Genomic DNA, 15,527 nt, shown 5'->3' on the forward strand with positions numbered 1-15,527 from the left:
ATTAAGGTAGATGGGACAAAAAGTTAATCCAATAAGCAACCGTTTAGGAATTATCAGAGGATGGGATTCTAACTGGTACGGTGGAAATGATTACGGTGATTCTTTGCTGGAAGATAGCAAAATCCGTAAATATCTTAATGCAAGACTTGCAAAAGCAAGTGTTTCAAGAATCGTAATTGAACGTACGTTGAAACTCATTACTATTACTGTTTGCACTGCTCGTCCGGGAATTATTATCGGTAAAGGTGGCCAAGAAGTTGATAAATTGAAAGAGGAGTTGAAGAAGGTTACCGATAAAGATATTCAGATCAATATCTTTGAAGTGAAAAGACCGGAACTGGATGCTGTAATTGTTGCTAACAACATTGCTCGTCAGGTCGAGGGAAAGATTGCCTACCGCCGTGCCATCAAGATGGCTATCGCAAATACAATGCGTATGGGGGCTGAAGGTATCAAAATTCAGATTTCAGGACGCTTGAATGGAGCTGAAATGGCACGTTCTGAAATGTATAAGGAAGGAAGGACTCCGTTACACACTTTTAGAGCAGACATTGACTACTGTCATGCAGAAGCATTGACAAAAGTTGGTCTTCTCGGTATTAAAGTTTGGATTTGTAGAGGTGAAGTGTTTGGCAAGAAAGAATTGGCTCCGAACTTTACACAAAGCAAAGAAAGTGGTCGTGGAAACAATGGTGGAAACAACAACGGCGGCGGAAAGAACTTCAAAAGAAAGAAAAATAATCGCTAAACGAATTTGAATTTTAGGAAACTATGTTACAACCGAAAAAGACAAAATTCAGAAGACAACAGAAAGGCCGTCAGAAAGGTGTTGCTCAGAGAGGTAACCAGTTGGCTTTCGGCTCTTTTGGAATTAAGGCTTTGGAAACAAAATGGATCACAGGCCGCCAGATTGAAGCTGCTCGTATTGCAGTTACAAGATATATGCAACGTCAGGGACAAATTTGGATTCGTATATTCCCGGATAAACCAATCACTAGAAAACCTGCTGATGTGCGTATGGGTAAAGGTAAAGGTAGCCCCGAAGGATTCGTAGCTCCTGTTACTCCGGGTAGAATTATTATTGAGGCTGAAGGCGTACCTTTCGATGTTGCGAAAGAGGCTCTTCGCTTAGCTGCTCAAAAACTTCCTATCACTACAAAATTTGTAGTGAGACGTGATTATGATATTCAAAATCAAAATGCGTAACGTTTATGAAAATTGCAGAAATTAAAGAGATGTCTACTGCTGACTTAGCAGAGAGAATAGAAGCAGAAGTGGTGAATTATAACCAAATGGTTATCAATCATTCTATTTCTCCTTTGGAAAACCCTGCGCAAATTAAACAGTTACGCAGGACTATTGCGCGTATGAAAACTGTGATGCGCGAAAGAGAACTTAACAATAAATGATCAGCTCGATGGAAGCAAGAAATTTAAGAAAAGAAAGAACAGGTGTTGTATTGAGCAATAAAATGGATAAAACCATTACTGTTGCTGCCAAATTCAAGGAAAAACACCCTATATATGGTAAATTCGTTAGTAAAACGAAAAAATACCATGCTCACGATGAAAAGAATGAATGCAATGTAGGTGATACAGTACGCATTATGGAAACTCGTCCTTTGAGCAAGACTAAGAGATGGAGATTAGTAGAAATAATTGAAAGAGCTAAGTAATTATGATACAAGTAGAATCCAGACTTACAGTATGTGACAACAGTGGCGCTAAAGAGGCACTCTGTATTCGCGTTTTAGGCGGTACAGGACGTCGCTATGCTTCAGTAGGGGATGTTATAGTCGTTTCTGTAAAGAGCGTCATTCCTTCGGGTGATATTAAAAAAGGTGCAGTGTCTAAAGCTTTGATCGTACGTACTAAGAAAGAAATCCGTCGTCCCGATGGTTCTTATATACGTTTTGATGATAACGCTTGTGTTTTGTTAAATAATGCAGGTGAAATTAGAGGTAGTCGTATTTTCGGTCCGGTAGCTCGTGAACTTCGTGCTACTAACATGAAAGTTGTGTCACTTGCGCCTGAGGTACTTTAATTTTGTAAAAGATTTAAGTAATGAGTAAATTACATATAAAAAAAGGCGATACAGTTTACGTAAATGCTGGTGAAGACAAAGGTAAGACTGGTCGCGTATTGAAGGTTCTTGTTAAAGAAGGACGTGCATTGGTTGAAGGTATCAATATGGTATCAAAAAGCACAAAACCAAATGCTAAGAACCCGCAGGGTGGTATAGTAAAGCAAGAAGCTGCTATCCATATTTCAAACTTGAACCCGGTTGATCCAAAAACTGGTAAAGCAACGCGTGTTGGTAGAAAAGTAAGTTCTTTGGATGGTAAAAGAACTATAGTGCGTATTTCTAAAAAATCAGGAGAGGAGATTAAGTAATGAGTAATACTGCAAGCCTTAAGAAAGAATATGCAGAGCGTATTGCGCCTGCGCTGAAGTCACAATTCCAGTACTCTTCATCGATGCAGGTACCCGTACTTAAGAAGATTGTTATCAATCAGGGGTTAGGTATGGCTGTGGCCGATAAGAAAATTATTGAAGTAGCAATTAACGAGTTGACTGCTATTACCGGTCAGAAAGCTGTAGCAACTATCTCTCGTAAAGATATCGCTAACTTTAAGCTGCGTAAGAAAATGCCGATCGGAGTTATGGTTACTCTGCGTCGCGAAAGAATGTATGAATTCCTTGAAAAGTTGGTTCGTGTGGCGTTGCCTCGTATCCGTGACTTTAAAGGTATTGAAAGTAAATTCGATGGAATGGGGAATTATACCCTTGGTATTCAGGAACAAATCATTTTCCCTGAAATAAATATCGATAGTATTACAAGAATTCTCGGAATGAATATTACCTTTGTAACCTCTGCGAACACAGATGAAGAAGGTTATGCCTTGTTGAAAGAATTCGGTTTACCGTTTAAAAACGTTAAAAAAGACTGATAAATATGGCAAAGGAATCAATGAAAGCACGCGAAGTAAAGCGTGCTAAATTAGTAGCCAAATATGCCGCCAAGAGAGCTGCTTTAAAGCAAATAGTAAGAACGGGTGATCCTGTAGATGCTTATGAGGCAGCACAAAAATTGCAGGAACTGCCGAAAAATGCAAATCCGATTCGTATGCACAACCGTTGCAAACTGACTGGTCGTCCGAAAGGATACATCCGTCAATTCGGAATTTCAAGAATTCAGTTCCGTGAAATGGCATCAAATGGCCTTATTCCAGGTGTAAAGAAAGCAAGCTGGTAATTGTTTTTTAAATATTGTCAGGGAAGTCCTGATTAATTTAATTATTTTTTATATGACTGATCCAATAGCAGATTATTTAACGAGGTTGAGGAACGCTATTCAAGCAAAACACAGAGTGGTTGAAGTTCCTGCTTCAAATTTGAAAAAAGAAATCACTAAGATTCTTTTTGAGAAAGGCTACATTCTTAATTACAAGTTTGTAGAAGATGGTCCTCAGGGAACTATTAAAGTTGCCTTGAAGTATGATTCGGTTAACAAGGTTAACGCAATCAAAAAACTTGAAAGAGTATCTTCTCCGGGTTTACGTAGGTACACTGGTTATAAAGATATGCCGCGTGTTATTAATGGTTTGGGTATTGCTATAATATCTACTTCCAAGGGTGTAATGACAAACAAAGAAGCTGCCGATCTGAAAATTGGTGGTGAAGTTTTGTGTTATGTATATTAATAGGAGGAAAAGCAATGTCAAGAATAGGAAAATTACCCATTAGTATCCCCGCTGGAGTAACAGTTACTCTGAAAGATGATGTGGTTACCGTTAAGGGACCAAAAGGTGAGATGAGTCAATATGTGAATCCTGCTATCAATGTTGTCATTGAGGACGGACATATCGTTTTGACAGAAAACGAAAGTGCAATGATTGATAATCCAAAACAAAAGCACGCTTTCCACGGCTTGTATCGTTCTTTAGTTCATAATATGGTTGTGGGTGTATCAGAAGGATATAAAAAGGAACTTGAGCTTGTTGGCGTTGGTTATCGTGCATCTAACCAAGGAAATATTATAGAATTGGCCTTAGGATATACTCATAATATCTTTTTACAGTTGCCTTCTGAAATTAAAGTAGAGACAAAATCTGAAAGAAATAAGAATCCTCTTATTATATTAGAGTCTTGCGATAAACAATTACTTGGTCAAGTTTGCTCTAAAATACGTTCTTTCCGTAAACCTGAACCATATAAGGGTAAAGGTATTAAGTTTGTTGGCGAGGAAATTCGCAGAAAGTCTGGTAAATCAGCCGGCGCTAAGTAAATTAAATAAATTTATATTATCATGACAACAAAAATAGAAAGACGAATTAAAATCAAATATAGAGTACGCAATAAAGTGTCAGGTACTGCTGCATGTCCGCGTATGAGTGTATTTAGAAGTAATAAGCAAATCTATGTTCAAGTTATCGACGATTTGTCAGGCAAAACCTTAGCTGCTGCATCGTCTTTAGGTTTAACTGAGAAGTTACCTAAAAAAGAGATGGCTGCTAAAGTGGGAGAGATGATCGCTAAGAAGGCTCAGGAAGCAGGTATAACTACTGTTGTTTTCGACCGTAATGGTTACTTGTATCATGGGAGAGTAAAAGAAGTGGCTGATGCTGCTCGTAACGGTGGACTTAAATTTTAATCATTATGGCAGGAGTTAATAATAGAGTTAAGATTTCTAACGATATAGAATTAAAAGATAGACTGGTTGCTATCAATCGTGTTACGAAGGTAACCAAAGGTGGTAGAACTTTTAGTTTCTCTGCAATTGTTGTTGTAGGTAACGAAGAAGGAATCATCGGTTGGGGACTTGGTAAAGCAGGGGAAGTAACAGCTGCTATCGCTAAAGGTGTTGAATCTGCCAAGAAAAATTTGGTTAGAGTTCCGGTATTGAAAGGTACAGTGCCTCATGAACAATCAGCAAGATATGGTGGTGCTGAGGTATTTATTAAACCCGCATCTCATGGTACTGGCGTTGTGGCTGGTGGTGCTATGCGTGCTGTATTGGAAAGCGTTGGTGTTACTGATGTTTTGGCTAAGTCGAAGGGCTCTTCAAATCCGCATAACTTAGTAAAAGCTACAATTTTGGCTTTAAGTGAAATGCGAGATGCAAGAATGGTTGCTCAAAATAGAGGTATTAGTGTTGAAAAAGTATTTAGAGGATAAGGAGGAGATATGTCAACTATAAAGATCAAACAAGTTAAAAGTAGAATTGGTGCTCCAGCTGATCAAAAAAGAACTCTTGATGCACTGGGACTTCGTAAATTGAACCGCATTGTTGAACACGAAGAAACTCCTTCGATTCTTGGAATGGTAGATAAGGTTAAACACTTGGTTGCCATTGTTAAGTAATTATTTGTTGAATATAAAACGAATTACAATATGAACTTAAGTAATTTAAAACCTGCAGAGGGTTCTACTAAAACAAGAAAAAGAATCGGTCGTGGACCGGGTTCTGGTTTAGGAGGAACTTCTACAAGAGGTCATAAAGGAGCTAAATCAAGATCCGGATACTCTAAGAAAATCGGTTTTGAAGGTGGACAGATGCCCCTTCAACGTCGTGTACCAAAATTTGGTTTTAAGAATATCAATCGCGTAGAGTATAAAGCTATTAATCTTGACACTATCCAAAAATTGGCAGAAGCTAAGAATTTGGATAAAGTTGGTGTTAATGAATTTATCGAAGCTGGATTTATTTCTTCAACCCAGTTGGTAAAAGTATTAGGAAACGGAACTTTGACTACTAAGCTTAACGTGGAAGCTCATGCATTCTCTAAGACTGCAACAGCTGCTATCGAAGCTGTAGGTGGAACTGTAGTAAAACTCTGATTCAATGAGAAAAGCTATTGAAACATTAAAGAATATATGGAAAATTGAGGATCTGAGACAACGGATCCTCATTACCATATTGTTTGTGGCGATTTACCGTTTTGGTTCGTATGTTGTGTTACCGGGTATTAATCCGGCTATGCTCGCACAACTACATAAGCAAACAAGCGAAGGCCTTTTAGCCTTGTTAAACATGTTCTCAGGAGGAGCTTTTTCTAATGCATCTATATTTGCATTAGGAATCATGCCTTATATCTCTGCATCTATCGTTATCCAGTTGCTAGGAATTGCGGTTCCTTATTTTCAGAAATTACAACGAGAAGGTGAGAGCGGCAGAAGAAAGATGAATCAGTATACTCGTTATTTGACGATTCTGATTTTGCTGGTTCAGGCTCCTTCTTATTTGCTCAATCTTAAAATGCAGGCTGGATCTTCTTTAAATGCTTCATTAGATTGGACTCTGTTCATGGTTACTTCTACTATTATACTTGCTGCAGGAAGTATGTTCATTTTGTGGCTTGGTGAAAGAATCACAGATAAAGGTATAGGTAACGGTATTTCATTGATCATTATGATTGGTATTATTGCGCGTTTACCGCAAGCTTTATTTCAGGAAGTTGTGTCAAGACTTTCCTCGCCAGGTGCAGGAGGTTTGATTATGTTCTTGTTTGAAGCTGTTTTCCTTTTGTTGGTTATTGCTGCTGCTATTATGCTAGTACAGGGAGCGCGTAAAATACCAGTGCAGTATGCTAAGAGGATTGTAGGAAATAAACAGTATGGTGGCGCAAGACAGTATATTCCTTTGAAGGTTAATGCTGCTAACGTAATGCCTATCATTTTTGCTCAAGCAATTATGTTCATACCTATTGCTTTTATTGGTTATTCTAATAATGCAACAAGTGGTATAGCGCATGCATTAGTTGATCATACTGGTTTTTGGTATAATCTGATTTTTGCCATTATGATTATATTGTTTACGTATTTCTATACGGCTATTACAATAAATCCGACCCAGATGGCAGAAGATATGAAGAGAAATAATGGTTTCATTCCTGGTATTAAACCTGGAAAGCAGACAGCTGAGTATATTGATACAATTATGTCGCGTATCACTTTACCTGGTTCGTTCTTCCTGGCTTTGATTGCTATTATGCCTGCTTTTGCGGGTGTATTTGGTGTGAAAGCTGAATTTGCTCAATTCTTCGGTGGTACATCCTTGTTGATTCTTGTAGGTGTTGTTCTTGATACGCTGCAACAGATTGAAAGTCATTTGTTGATGAGACATTATGACGGTTTGTTGAAATCAGGTCGTATTAAAGGTCGTGCTGGTGTAGCTGCATATTAATATTGTGGAGAAATGATATTTCTTAAGACAGAAGATGAAATAGAGTTGCTCCGTCAGAGTAATCTACTTGTAGGGAAAACATTAGCTGAAATAGCTAAGATAGTAAAGCCGGGAGTTACTACATGTGAACTGGATAAAGTTGCAGAAGAGTTTATTAGAGATAATGGTGCTATTCCAACTTTTAAGGGCTTTCCTAATCAATATGGGGATCCATTTCCAGCTTCTATATGCACTTCCGTTAACGAACAAGTAGTGCATGGTATTCCAGGAGATATTGTCCTAAAAGAAGGTGACATTGTTTCAGTTGATTGTGGTACTTATATGAATGGTTTCTGTGGTGACTCAGCTTACACTTTTTGCGTGGGTGAAGTGGACAAAGAAGTTCGTGATTTGTTGAGAGTTACAAAGGAGGCATTATATATCGGAATCCAAAATGCAATACAAGGAAAAAGAATTGGTGATATTGGATATGCTATTCAGCAATATTGTGAGTCACATTCTTATGGTGTAGTACGTGAATTTGTTGGCCATGGCATTGGTAAAGAAATGCACGAAGATCCTCAAGTGCCTAATTACGGTAAACGGGGATATGGTACGCTTTTAAAAAAAGGACTTTGTATTGCGATTGAACCAATGATAACTTTGGGTGACCGACAAGTGATAATGGAAGGTGACGGGTGGACAGTGAGAACAAGAGATCGGAAATTTGCTGCACACTTTGAGCATACGATTGCAGTGGGTGCAGGTGAAGCGGATATTCTTTCATCATTTAAATTCATTGAAGAAGTTTTAGGAGATAAAGCAATATAGTATGGCAAAGCAATCTGCAATAGAACAAGATGGAGTTATAGTTGAAGCATTGTCCAATGCAATGTTTCGTGTTGAATTAGAAAACGGACATGAGATTACTGCTCATATCTCTGGTAAAATGAGAATGCATTATATTAAGATTTTACCAGGAGATAAAGTAAGAGTTGAAATGTCACCTTACGACTTATCGAAAGGAAGAATTGTATTTAGATATAAATAAAAATTAGATATGAAAGTAAGAGCATCATTAAAGAAACGTACGCCAGAATGTAAGATCGTTAGACGTAATGGCCGTTTGTATGTTATTAACAAGAAAAATCCTAAGTATAAACAACGTCAAGGATAATTTATTATTTTTGCAAAAAAAATAATTTAGTATATGGCTATAAGAATAGTTGGTGTAGATTTGCCTCAGAATAAGAGAGGTGAGGTTGCGTTGACCTATATATATGGTATAGGTCGTAGTAGTTCAGCAAAAATTTTAGATAAGGCTGGTGTAGACAAAGATTTGAAGGTGAAAGACTGGACAGATGATCAGGCTGCAAAGATTCGTGAGATCATCGGTGCAGAATTTAAAGTTGAAGGAGATCTACGTTCTGAAGTGCAGTTAAACATTAAGCGATTAATGGACATAGGTTGTTACCGTGGTGTACGTCATCGTATTGGATTACCCGTTAGAGGTCAGAGTACAAAGAATAACGCACGTACTCGTAAGGGTAGAAAGAAAACCGTTGCTAATAAGAAAAAAGCTACTAAATAATAATTGTTGATATGGCAAAAAAAACAGTCGCAGCTAAGAAGAGAAATGTAAAGGTAGATGCTAATGGACAGTTGCATGTTCATTCATCTTTCAACAATATTATTGTTTCTCTCGCAAATAGTGAAGGGCAGATTATTTCTTGGTCATCTGCCGGAAAAATGGGATTTAGAGGTTCTAAGAAGAATACTCCTTATGCAGCTCAGATGGCTGCCCAAGATTGTGCAAAAGTTGCGTTCGATCTTGGCCTGAGAAAGGTAAAAGCATACGTTAAAGGACCAGGTAACGGACGTGAGTCTGCTATAAGAACAATTCATGGTGCAGGTATTGAGGTTACTGAAATAGTTGATGTAACTCCACTTCCGCATAATGGATGTCGTCCTCCGAAAAGACGTAGAGTTTAAGATTTACCTTTAATACAAATGATACTTGATTTTGTTTTTGGATTACATTTTTTCTCTCTGTAATCGCGGCTGCAACAAATTAAGTTCATGAATAAACAATTAAATATTTAAAAAGAAATGGCTAGATATACTGGACCAAAATCAAGAATAGCCCGTAAATTCGGTGAAGGTATCTTTGGAGCTGATAAAGTTTTGTCAAAGAAGAACTATCCTCCTGGACAGCACGGTAATTCTAGAAAAAGAAAAACTTCTGAATATGGTGTTCAGCTTCGTGAGAAACAGAAAGCTAAATACACTTACGGAGTATTAGAGAAACAATTCCGTAACTTGTTTGAGAAAGCGGCTACAGCTAAAGGTATTACCGGTGAGGTACTTCTTCAGTTGTTGGAGTGCCGTCTGGATAATGTTGTTTTCCGTTTGGGAATTGCACCGACTCGTGCTGCAGCTCGTCAGTTGGTGGGTCACAAACATATTACTGTAGATGGTAAGGTTGTTAATATCCCTTCATATGCAGTAAAACCTGGACAATTGATCGGTGTTCGCGAAAGATCAAAATCTTTGGAGGTAATTGCTAATTCTCTCGCTGGTTTCAATCATAGTAAATATGCTTGGTTAGAATGGGATGAAGCTTCAAAAGTGGGAAAATTATTGCATATTCCTGATAGAGCTGACATTCCTGAGAACATTAAAGAGCATTTGATCGTTGAATTGTATTCTAAATAATAATTAATTTCATGGCGATATTAGCATTTCAAAAACCTGATAAAGTATTAATGTTGGAAGCGGACTCAAGATTCGGTAGATTCGAATTTCGTCCGTTGGAACCCGGTTTCGGTATTACTGTAGGTAATGCGTTACGCCGTATCCTCCTTTCTTCATTAGAGGGTTTTGCCATCACCACTATTCGTATAGATGGTGTTGAACACGAATTTTCTAGTGTACCTGGAGTAAAAGAGGATGTTACCAACATTATCTTGAATCTGAAACAAGTAAGATTCAAGCAAGTAGTTGAGGAATTCGAGAGTGAAAAAGTAAGTATTACAGTCGAGAATTCAAGTGAATTTAAAGCAGGTGACATAGGTAAGTATTTGACTGGATTTGAAGTGTTAAATCCGGAATTAGTTATTTGTCATTTAGATTCTAAGGCAACTATGCAGATTGATATTACAATCAATAAGGGTCGTGGTTATGTCCCCGCTGATGAAAACCGCGAATATTGTACCGATGTGAATGTAATTTCAATCGATTCTATTTATACCCCGATTCGTAATGTAAAGTATACTGTAGAAAACTTCCGTGTTGAGCAGAAGACTGACTATGAGAAACTGATCATTGAAATTACGACGGATGGTTCCATTCACCCGAAGGAAGCGCTGAAAGAAGCTGCAAAGATTTTGATTTATCACTTTATGTTGTTCTCTGATGAGAAGATTACTCTTGAAAGTAATGATGTTGATGGCAATGAAGAGTTTGATGAAGAAGTTTTGCATATGCGCCAGTTGTTGAAGACGAAGCTCGTTGATATGGATTTGTCAGTACGTGCGCTAAACTGTTTGAAAGCTGCAGATGTGGAAACACTTGGCGACTTGGTACAGTTCAACAAAACGGATTTGCTGAAATTCAGAAACTTCGGAAAGAAATCGCTTACCGAGCTTGATGATTTGCTGGAAAGTCTGAATCTGTCGTTTGGAACCGATATTTCTAAATATAAATTAGATAAAGAATAAAAAATGAGACATAATAAGAAATTCAATCATTTAGGTCGTACTGCTTCTCATAGAAATGCTATGTTATCTAACATGGCTTGTTCTTTGATCAAGCACAAAAGAATCACTACGACTGTAGCGAAGGCTAAAGCTTTGAAAAAATTCGTTGAGCCTTTGATCACAAAATCTAAAGAAGACACTACAAACTCTCGTCGTGTTGTATTTAGTAATTTGCAGGATAAAGTGGCAGTTACAGAATTGTTCAAAGAAATTTCTGTTAAGATTGCAGATCGTCCAGGTGGTTACACACGTATAATCAAGACAGGGCATCGTTTGGGTGATAATGCAGAAATGTGCTTTATAGAACTCGTGGATTACGATGAAAATATGGCTAAAGAGAAAGTTGCTAAGAAGGCTACTCGTACTCGTCGCTCAAAAAAAGCCGCTGCTCCTGCTGCTGAGGTTTCTGCAACAGAAGAACCTAAAGCTGAATCAGCAGAATAATTCGACAATTATTTATATAGATATGAAAAAGGTCATCTTGAAAAAGATGACCTTTTTTTGTTGTCTTTTCTAAAGATACATTAATTTTGATATCTAGTAAACTTTTCAACTGAATAATCTGTTATATTTGCAATTAGATATGGCTAAGTTTGTAAAAATAATATTGTTTACGTTATTTGTATGGGTATTAAATACCGCAGCAAGTAATATTTCTATTGATAAGTCAATAGAAACTCAGAACCATAAACTTGAATATATTGAAAGTCATTCCCACGAATTTAGTAATACTCAATTGCCATATTTACCAGAGGGCGAGTTGACCGCTATGCAGTCTCATCAAATAGTCAATACACGTATCCAACGGTATAATATGCTTGAATATTCATCAGCTTTAAGAGGAATATTTCAAAGTCTATTGTTACGTGACGCATCATTGACCCAACATTTCGGAAAGGTTTATGATACCACAACTGCTTATTGTTGCCAACCGGCAAGTGAATACTATGTATTTGCTTTAAAACGTATTATTATTTAGAAGTTTATTTAGTACTGTTCCTACATGAGTTATAGTGTATAAATCTTTAGTATATGCTCTCATGGATATAAAACTTATTTTACTAATTATATAAACTTATAATAATATGACAACTCAAGCTATTGATGCAACTATTTTTGCATCTTCACATCCAGATATTGCTAAGCGTACAAGTATTTCAAGCTTAATTATTTCATGTTTAATGTTACTTGCGGGTATTTTGGCTTTTGCTGCGACTTTTGAAATGGAAGATCATTCTTCAACTTTAAGTATGGGATTGATGGTTTTGGGATCAGGATTGTTTTTGGTTGGCATTTTTCGCATTTTCTGGAAGTCAAAAGAAGTAGTTTACGTTCCTACCGGGAGTATAACTAGAGAGCAAAGTCTTTATTTTGATCTGAAACACATGGATGTACTGCGAGCTATGGTTAAATCGGGAACATTTTCACCTGATGCTACTATGAAAAGTGAGAATAGTGGAAATATCCGATTAGATATTATTCTTTCTGAAGATAAAAAATTTGCAGCCGTACAGTTATTCCAGTTTGTTCCATATACATATAATCCTGTGACTTCTGTACAATATTTCACCAATGGTGAAGCTGCATCTGTCGCTGCCTTTCTTGCGAAAAGTAAAATTCGCTAAAACTTAATTTTTTGTTTTTGGCTTGGGGGATTAGTCGTCAATGATGGCTATCCCCATTTTTTTCATAAGGAAACAGGCATTCATGTTTTGTGCTACTCCATCTTTTATTTGATAGGAGAACGTTAGTTCGTTGTTTGCTATCTCGGCTTCAAAGCAATGATTGCGAATGTCTTTTGGGAAAAGATTAACTAATGTTCCAAGCATTAAATCATGTGTAGCAATGATTCCATTGGCATGCAATAGCATGAATTGCTTGATGAGTGCTAATGAGCCTTTTTGCTTATCAGCAGAGTTTGTACCTTTTAATATTTCATCAAGAATTATAAAAAGTTCTTCACCTGCATTGAGCTTATCGATAATGAGTTTAAGCCTTTTCAGTTCAGCAAAGAAGTAAGATTCGTTATCAGTTAAAGAATCACTGGTACGCAAGCTGGTGACAAGGCGTGCTGGATATAGTGTCATGCTTCTTGCCCACACAGGAGTGCCGACACATGCCAGCAGATAGTTTATGCCGACAGTCCGAAGATAGGTGCTTTTTCCTGCCATATTTGCTCCGGTAATGATAATAAAGAAAGGACGTTTTTCCATATAGATATCATTTTGTATACAGCGATCACGATGCATTAGAGGATGGCCTAGTGATTCGGCAGTGAGAATAAAAGGGTGGTCGGTGAAGTTCGGATATGTATAGTCCGGATGATTATATGCAAAATTAGCTAATGAATTGAGTGCATCCACTTCTCTTATTGCGTTTAACCAACAAGGTAAATCTGAGGCATTCTTTTCTTTCCATGCTTCAATGCGCATAATCTGTCGGAGTTCCCAAAAGAAAAGTCCATTAAGAATGACATATATAAAGATATTATTGCGTTGATCTAGGTCATCCATGAGTTTGCTTAGTTGCTGAATGGATTGAGATGCTTTTCGTTTGCTTCCACTGATTTCTTCTTTTATACTTTTTAGGACATTGCATTGTACCGGCAATTCTTCCGTAAGTTGAAGTAGCCCTGCATAGGTTGAAAGGATTTGAAGTTTTTTGCCATATATTGTTTGTATTTTGGTAATCTTTCCCGTAAAAATAAAACTGCCGATGACAAAGCACGTCCAAATTACTCCCCAAAGGCTACTGGATATGATTCCTGCAATCATTAGACCAAGACAAATAAAATTTGTGCCACCAACCAAATAAGGTAGCATACGTAATAATCTCTTCTTTCGGAACAGGCTCGGACTTTTTGCCCATGTCTCTAGTTCTGTTTCGTCAGCTGCCTTTCCTTTATGTAACAAACCTAAGGTACGAAAACGTTGTCGAAAACTTAATTCTGAAGTTAATTCACGTATTGCCTCTTGACGTTGCAGAATTTCATCTTTTTTTTCAAGATGTTCATTGAACCATGCTGCTAAGCGTTTTTTCCCCAATACTGTCGAAGTTCTGTTGATGTATTGAAAAAGAGAATACTCGCCAAATACATCTAGGTCATATGTATAAAAGTGAGTAGGATCTATAAACTCTTTCCCACAATCAAAAGCTGAAATATCGTAATCTAATGCTTTTAGTTCTTGATGATTGATTTCTATTTTCTTTTCCAGATATTCCTTTTTGTAATACAGGCGATTGTGATATTTCACCAATATCAATAATGGCAAGAACGTGATTGCGGATATTCCGGCAACTATCAGCCAACCAGAATTCCAATAATATATAATTCCTGCTATGCCGGCAAGAAATAAAATAACCCGAAAGGTGCTTATGCGATAAATATGTTGTTTTACTTTTCCTAGTTTGATTTCTGTTTCACGAATGATTCCAAGATAGGTTTTGATTATATTTTCAAGTGGTTCCATTATAATACCAAATTAGATTATTATGAAATAATATATTAAACAAATTGTATTTTAAGCACCATTTTTGTCAAGAGCATAATTACACTTTATTAACGATATTGGTCTTTTATTCTAGGTAAACATCCTTTTCAATGCGACATGTATTATAATGCATCTTGACATATATTGTAATCTTCTGCAACATCTCACTTCATTTGTCGTAACATCTCTTCTAAAATTGCAAATGAAAGGAATAAAATGATTAACTATATCTTCCTCTCATCCTTGTTTGGAGAGTATATATAATAAGAAAGAGGAAAGTTCAAACTTCCCTCTTTTTCTCAATAATAATTTCATGATACTTGATAATAAGTTTGACAAAGATAACATATTCTGATGCCTAGACCAAGCTTTTCGTTGTTTTTTTAAAACTTTCAACTAGAAAATTTGCTTCAGTTCATCAAATAGTGTAACTTTCCAAACGATTTATGACAAAAGAAAGGAGATGCTAATGAAAAAACTTTGGATGGTATGCTTATTATGTTTTGCCGGATTGCATCTGGTCGCGCAAGACTTGGTTTATTCCAATTTGAAAGATTTACTTGCCAATGATGGTAATCTGGTCGAAGGATTGAAAGTAGAGAAAAGGACTAAAAATAATATAGTCTTATATGGTGGTGCCGATTACAGGATTACTGCCAATAATAAGTCTATGTGTAAATACTTGAAAAACCGTTGTTTTGCAGTACAAGTAGATACTTTGCTTTATGTGAATTGCAAAAAATTGCGTTATAAACGTTTACGTTTTGGAGCTTGGTATGCTCCAGCTATGTGGTTGAACGGGAATATCTTTTTCTATGCTATTCCTCTCGGATCGGTTGCTGCCAGTTCTTCGGTCACAATGGATGTCACTTTAGGAGGAACGCTTGGGGATGCTATTGCCGCTTCCGGGCTGGTTTCGAAACGTGTATGTTACGAAATAGATTCTTCAACCGGAAAGATTAACTTTGTAGGAAAGGAGCGTATGTCTGTCTTATTGGCACCTTATCCGGAGTGGCAGAAATCTTATTTAGAGGAGAATACCGAATCAGCTCGCATTACCAAAAAGTATCTCTTGCTGCTTAAAAGTGTAGAGAAATAATCTTTTTGGTAATTA

Annotated in this window: 27 protein-coding genes; 26 read left to right on the top strand and 1 reads right to left on the bottom strand. The window is 37.0% G+C overall.

Annotated elements, in window-relative coordinates; genetic code table 11:
• The first annotated feature begins 10 nt into the window (after positions 1 to 10).
• The 25 genes from rpsC (at position 11) to H8744_RS07735 (ending at position 12,547) form a co-directional block, all read left to right on the top strand.
• Positions 11 to 748, top strand: coding sequence for a 30S ribosomal protein S3 (rpsC, locus tag H8744_RS07615; RefSeq protein ID WP_305067350.1), 738 nt, complete (start codon positions 11 to 13; stop codon positions 746 to 748).
• A 23-nt stretch (positions 749 to 771) separates the two neighbouring features.
• Positions 772 to 1,206: a 50S ribosomal protein L16 gene (gene rplP / locus H8744_RS07620; protein WP_262434273.1), complete on the top strand. Its 435-nt coding sequence runs from the start codon at positions 772 to 774 to the stop codon at positions 1,204 to 1,206.
• 5 nt (positions 1,207 to 1,211) lie between these two features.
• Positions 1,212 to 1,409: a 50S ribosomal protein L29 gene (gene rpmC / locus H8744_RS07625; protein ID WP_262434274.1), complete on the top strand. Its 198-nt coding sequence runs from the start codon at positions 1,212 to 1,214 to the stop codon at positions 1,407 to 1,409.
• On the top strand, positions 1,406 to 1,675 hold the full coding sequence (gene rpsQ / locus H8744_RS07630; protein ID WP_305067351.1) for a 30S ribosomal protein S17: 270 nt from the start codon (positions 1,406 to 1,408) through the stop codon (positions 1,673 to 1,675). The genes rpmC and rpsQ overlap by 4 nt, the downstream gene beginning before the upstream one ends.
• Positions 1,676 to 1,677: 2 nt before the next feature.
• Positions 1,678 to 2,043 (top strand): 50S ribosomal protein L14, encoded by a 366-nt coding sequence (rplN, locus tag H8744_RS07635; protein ID WP_262434276.1) that lies wholly within the window; start codon positions 1,678 to 1,680, stop codon positions 2,041 to 2,043.
• A gap of 20 nt (positions 2,044 to 2,063) precedes the next feature.
• Positions 2,064 to 2,393: a 50S ribosomal protein L24 gene (gene rplX / locus H8744_RS07640; protein ID WP_262434277.1), complete on the top strand. Its 330-nt coding sequence runs from the start codon at positions 2,064 to 2,066 to the stop codon at positions 2,391 to 2,393.
• Entirely contained in the window at positions 2,393 to 2,950 is a 558-nt protein-coding gene (gene rplE / locus H8744_RS07645) for a 50S ribosomal protein L5 (RefSeq protein ID WP_262434278.1), read from the top strand. Before rplX ends, rplE begins: the two co-directional genes overlap by 1 nt.
• Before the next feature lie 5 nt (positions 2,951 to 2,955).
• Positions 2,956 to 3,255 carry a 30S ribosomal protein S14 gene (gene rpsN, locus H8744_RS07650; protein WP_262434279.1) on the top strand — a complete coding sequence of 100 codons (300 nt, stop codon included), beginning with the start codon at positions 2,956 to 2,958 and terminating at the stop codon, positions 3,253 to 3,255.
• Between the two features lie 52 nt (positions 3,256 to 3,307).
• Positions 3,308 to 3,703: a 30S ribosomal protein S8 gene (rpsH, locus tag H8744_RS07655; RefSeq protein ID WP_262434280.1), complete on the top strand. Its 396-nt coding sequence runs from the start codon at positions 3,308 to 3,310 to the stop codon at positions 3,701 to 3,703.
• Positions 3,704 to 3,717: 14 nt separating this feature from the next.
• Positions 3,718 to 4,287 (top strand): 50S ribosomal protein L6, encoded by a 570-nt coding sequence (gene rplF, locus H8744_RS07660; protein WP_262434281.1) that lies wholly within the window; start codon positions 3,718 to 3,720, stop codon positions 4,285 to 4,287.
• 21 nt (positions 4,288 to 4,308) lie between these two features.
• Positions 4,309 to 4,653, top strand: a complete 345-nt coding sequence (gene rplR / locus H8744_RS07665) for a 50S ribosomal protein L18 (RefSeq protein WP_262434282.1) — start codon at positions 4,309 to 4,311, stop codon at positions 4,651 to 4,653.
• A 5-nt stretch (positions 4,654 to 4,658) separates the two neighbouring features.
• A complete protein-coding gene (gene rpsE / locus H8744_RS07670; RefSeq protein WP_262434283.1) occupies positions 4,659 to 5,177 on the top strand; it encodes a 30S ribosomal protein S5 in 519 nt (172 codons plus the stop codon).
• Between the two features lie 9 nt (positions 5,178 to 5,186).
• Positions 5,187 to 5,363 carry a 50S ribosomal protein L30 gene (gene rpmD, locus H8744_RS07675; RefSeq protein WP_262434284.1) on the top strand — a complete coding sequence of 59 codons (177 nt, stop codon included), beginning with the start codon at positions 5,187 to 5,189 and terminating at the stop codon, positions 5,361 to 5,363.
• Positions 5,364 to 5,393: 30 nt separating this feature from the next.
• Positions 5,394 to 5,840, top strand: a complete 447-nt coding sequence (gene rplO, locus H8744_RS07680) for a 50S ribosomal protein L15 (RefSeq protein WP_262434285.1) — start codon at positions 5,394 to 5,396, stop codon at positions 5,838 to 5,840.
• A 4-nt stretch (positions 5,841 to 5,844) separates the two neighbouring features.
• Positions 5,845 to 7,185 carry a preprotein translocase subunit SecY gene (secY, locus tag H8744_RS07685; protein WP_262434286.1) on the top strand — a complete coding sequence of 447 codons (1,341 nt, stop codon included), beginning with the start codon at positions 5,845 to 5,847 and terminating at the stop codon, positions 7,183 to 7,185.
• 12 nt (positions 7,186 to 7,197) lie between these two features.
• The gene (gene map, locus H8744_RS07690; RefSeq protein ID WP_262434287.1) at positions 7,198 to 7,995 is read left to right on the top strand and encodes a type I methionyl aminopeptidase; all 798 of its coding nucleotides are present in this window, start codon (positions 7,198 to 7,200) and stop codon (positions 7,993 to 7,995) included.
• 1 nt (position 7,996) lies between these two features.
• Complete coding sequence (gene infA / locus H8744_RS07695; RefSeq protein WP_002558052.1) at positions 7,997 to 8,215, top strand: translation initiation factor IF-1; 219 nt, start codon at positions 7,997 to 7,999, stop codon at positions 8,213 to 8,215.
• Between the two features lie 9 nt (positions 8,216 to 8,224).
• Entirely contained in the window at positions 8,225 to 8,341 is a 117-nt protein-coding gene (ykgO, locus tag H8744_RS07700) for a type B 50S ribosomal protein L36 (RefSeq protein WP_002558051.1), read from the top strand.
• 33 nt (positions 8,342 to 8,374) lie between these two features.
• Complete coding sequence (gene rpsM / locus H8744_RS07705) at positions 8,375 to 8,755, top strand: 30S ribosomal protein S13 (protein ID WP_007212087.1); 381 nt, start codon at positions 8,375 to 8,377, stop codon at positions 8,753 to 8,755.
• 11 nt (positions 8,756 to 8,766) lie between these two features.
• Positions 8,767 to 9,156 (top strand): 30S ribosomal protein S11, encoded by a 390-nt coding sequence (rpsK, locus tag H8744_RS07710; RefSeq protein WP_262434288.1) that lies wholly within the window; start codon positions 8,767 to 8,769, stop codon positions 9,154 to 9,156.
• Positions 9,157 to 9,273: 117 nt separating this feature from the next.
• Positions 9,274 to 9,879, top strand: coding sequence for a 30S ribosomal protein S4 (gene rpsD / locus H8744_RS07715; RefSeq protein ID WP_262434289.1), 606 nt, complete (start codon positions 9,274 to 9,276; stop codon positions 9,877 to 9,879).
• 11 nt (positions 9,880 to 9,890) lie between these two features.
• Positions 9,891 to 10,883, top strand: a complete 993-nt coding sequence (locus tag H8744_RS07720) for a DNA-directed RNA polymerase subunit alpha (protein ID WP_262434290.1) — start codon at positions 9,891 to 9,893, stop codon at positions 10,881 to 10,883.
• 3 nt (positions 10,884 to 10,886) lie between these two features.
• On the top strand, positions 10,887 to 11,366 hold the full coding sequence (rplQ, locus tag H8744_RS07725) for a 50S ribosomal protein L17 (protein WP_262434291.1): 480 nt from the start codon (positions 10,887 to 10,889) through the stop codon (positions 11,364 to 11,366).
• 139 nt (positions 11,367 to 11,505) lie between these two features.
• Positions 11,506 to 11,901 (top strand): DUF8440 family protein, encoded by a 396-nt coding sequence (locus tag H8744_RS07730; RefSeq protein ID WP_262434292.1) that lies wholly within the window; start codon positions 11,506 to 11,508, stop codon positions 11,899 to 11,901.
• 106 nt (positions 11,902 to 12,007) lie between these two features.
• A complete protein-coding gene (locus tag H8744_RS07735; protein WP_262434293.1) occupies positions 12,008 to 12,547 on the top strand; it encodes a DUF8460 domain-containing protein in 540 nt (179 codons plus the stop codon).
• A 30-nt stretch (positions 12,548 to 12,577) separates the two neighbouring features.
• Here H8744_RS07735 and H8744_RS07740 read toward each other — a convergent pair whose 3' ends face one another.
• Positions 12,578 to 14,392 carry a MutS family DNA mismatch repair protein gene (locus tag H8744_RS07740; protein ID WP_262434294.1) on the bottom strand — a complete coding sequence of 605 codons (1,815 nt, stop codon included), beginning with the start codon at positions 14,390 to 14,392 and terminating at the stop codon, positions 12,578 to 12,580.
• Positions 14,393 to 14,882: 490 nt separating this feature from the next.
• Here H8744_RS07740 and H8744_RS07745 point away from each other — a divergent pair, with 490 nt between their 5' ends.
• Positions 14,883 to 15,512: a DUF6563 family protein gene (locus H8744_RS07745; protein WP_262434295.1), complete on the top strand. Its 630-nt coding sequence runs from the start codon at positions 14,883 to 14,885 to the stop codon at positions 15,510 to 15,512.
• Positions 15,513 to 15,527 lie beyond the last annotated feature (15 nt).

The organism is Jilunia laotingensis (assembly GCF_014385165.1).
In the GTDB taxonomy this organism is placed as follows: Bacteria; Bacteroidota; Bacteroidia; order Bacteroidales; family Bacteroidaceae; genus Bacteroides; species Bacteroides laotingensis.

Coding starts and splice junctions, on each gene's coding strand:
- rpsC (WP_305067350.1), top strand. CDS start 11: ATGGGACAAAAAGTTAATCCAATAAGCAACCGTTTAGGAATTATCAGA.
- rplP (WP_262434273.1), top strand. CDS start 772: ATGTTACAACCGAAAAAGACAAAATTCAGAAGACAACAGAAAGGCCGT.
- rpmC (WP_262434274.1), top strand. CDS start 1,212: ATGAAAATTGCAGAAATTAAAGAGATGTCTACTGCTGACTTAGCAGAG.
- rpsQ (WP_305067351.1), top strand. CDS start 1,406: ATGATCAGCTCGATGGAAGCAAGAAATTTAAGAAAAGAAAGAACAGGT.
- rplN (WP_262434276.1), top strand. CDS start 1,678: ATGATACAAGTAGAATCCAGACTTACAGTATGTGACAACAGTGGCGCT.
- rplX (WP_262434277.1), top strand. CDS start 2,064: ATGAGTAAATTACATATAAAAAAAGGCGATACAGTTTACGTAAATGCT.
- rplE (WP_262434278.1), top strand. CDS start 2,393: ATGAGTAATACTGCAAGCCTTAAGAAAGAATATGCAGAGCGTATTGCG.
- rpsN (WP_262434279.1), top strand. CDS start 2,956: ATGGCAAAGGAATCAATGAAAGCACGCGAAGTAAAGCGTGCTAAATTA.
- rpsH (WP_262434280.1), top strand. CDS start 3,308: ATGACTGATCCAATAGCAGATTATTTAACGAGGTTGAGGAACGCTATT.
- rplF (WP_262434281.1), top strand. CDS start 3,718: ATGTCAAGAATAGGAAAATTACCCATTAGTATCCCCGCTGGAGTAACA.
- rplR (WP_262434282.1), top strand. CDS start 4,309: ATGACAACAAAAATAGAAAGACGAATTAAAATCAAATATAGAGTACGC.
- rpsE (WP_262434283.1), top strand. CDS start 4,659: ATGGCAGGAGTTAATAATAGAGTTAAGATTTCTAACGATATAGAATTA.
- rpmD (WP_262434284.1), top strand. CDS start 5,187: ATGTCAACTATAAAGATCAAACAAGTTAAAAGTAGAATTGGTGCTCCA.
- rplO (WP_262434285.1), top strand. CDS start 5,394: ATGAACTTAAGTAATTTAAAACCTGCAGAGGGTTCTACTAAAACAAGA.
- secY (WP_262434286.1), top strand. CDS start 5,845: ATGAGAAAAGCTATTGAAACATTAAAGAATATATGGAAAATTGAGGAT.
- map (WP_262434287.1), top strand. CDS start 7,198: ATGATATTTCTTAAGACAGAAGATGAAATAGAGTTGCTCCGTCAGAGT.
- infA (WP_002558052.1), top strand. CDS start 7,997: ATGGCAAAGCAATCTGCAATAGAACAAGATGGAGTTATAGTTGAAGCA.
- ykgO (WP_002558051.1), top strand. CDS start 8,225: ATGAAAGTAAGAGCATCATTAAAGAAACGTACGCCAGAATGTAAGATC.
- rpsM (WP_007212087.1), top strand. CDS start 8,375: ATGGCTATAAGAATAGTTGGTGTAGATTTGCCTCAGAATAAGAGAGGT.
- rpsK (WP_262434288.1), top strand. CDS start 8,767: ATGGCAAAAAAAACAGTCGCAGCTAAGAAGAGAAATGTAAAGGTAGAT.
- rpsD (WP_262434289.1), top strand. CDS start 9,274: ATGGCTAGATATACTGGACCAAAATCAAGAATAGCCCGTAAATTCGGT.
- H8744_RS07720 (WP_262434290.1), top strand. CDS start 9,891: ATGGCGATATTAGCATTTCAAAAACCTGATAAAGTATTAATGTTGGAA.
- rplQ (WP_262434291.1), top strand. CDS start 10,887: ATGAGACATAATAAGAAATTCAATCATTTAGGTCGTACTGCTTCTCAT.
- H8744_RS07730 (WP_262434292.1), top strand. CDS start 11,506: ATGGCTAAGTTTGTAAAAATAATATTGTTTACGTTATTTGTATGGGTA.
- H8744_RS07735 (WP_262434293.1), top strand. CDS start 12,008: ATGACAACTCAAGCTATTGATGCAACTATTTTTGCATCTTCACATCCA.
- H8744_RS07740 (WP_262434294.1), bottom strand. CDS start 14,392: ATGGAACCACTTGAAAATATAATCAAAACCTATCTTGGAATCATTCGT.
- H8744_RS07745 (WP_262434295.1), top strand. CDS start 14,883: ATGAAAAAACTTTGGATGGTATGCTTATTATGTTTTGCCGGATTGCAT.